Source organism: Streptomyces calidiresistens (genome assembly GCF_014141525.1).
In the GTDB taxonomy this organism is placed as follows: domain Bacteria; phylum Actinomycetota; class Actinomycetes; order Streptomycetales; family Streptomycetaceae; genus Streptomyces; species Streptomyces calidiresistens.
The window spans coordinates 1-662 of record NZ_VKHS01001448.1 but is presented as its reverse complement, the minus strand read 5'-3'; the positions used below and the strand labels follow the sequence as shown (position 1 = coordinate 662).

At 70.2% G+C, this 662-nt stretch carries 1 protein-coding gene; it reads left to right on the top strand.

The annotated features are described in order from the left end of the window. Positions 1-240 precede the first annotated feature (240 nt). A complete protein-coding gene (locus FOE67_RS27760) occupies positions 241-450 on the top strand; it encodes a helix-turn-helix domain-containing protein (protein ID WP_143623409.1) in 210 nt (69 codons plus the stop codon). The last annotated feature ends 212 nt before the right edge of the window (positions 451-662 follow it).

The following is a 662-nucleotide window of genomic DNA, read 5'->3' as shown; positions in this document are numbered from 1 at the left end:
GAGAAGGCCGGGGGAGGGGGGTGTGGCCGCTCCGGATCGCCACCGGGGTTCGAACGTGTCCCCATCCGTCGCTCCTTCCCCTTCCTGCCCGATAGGGCTTCTCTGTCACGGTAAAAGACTCGTTCTGCCCCTCTTCCCCCCTCGCATCACGCGCCCCTAATCTGGGGATGAGCGCACATGCGAGAGGGAGGCGCCGGAGGGGAAGCCGGTGTCCGACATGTGCGGAAGGTCAGGTGTGGCATGGCTGCTGGTGAAGGGCTCCTCAACGGGGCCAAGTTCCTGACCGTGGCGGAGGTCGCCGCGGTGATGCGAGTGTCCAAGATGACCGTGTACCGCCTGGTGCACGCCGGTCATCTGACCGCGATCCGGGTGGGAAGGTCCTTCCGGGTCCCCGAGCAGGCTGTTCACGAGTACCTCCAGGGCTCCTACGTGGGGGTGGAGAGCGCCTGACGCTCTTCGCGGCCCCCTTCGTCGGGGCCGCCGGAATGATCCGTCGATCCGTCGGCCCGTCCCCCCGGGGGCGGGCCGACGCGGTTTCCGGGGTCGGTCGACCCCGGTGCGCGTCACCCGCGGCCTCCGACCGTCGCCGCCGCTCCCCTTTCCGGTTCCGTCCCAACCTCCCCGCCCCGGGGGGAGTTGGGGCCGGTGGGTCGGGTGGGAGG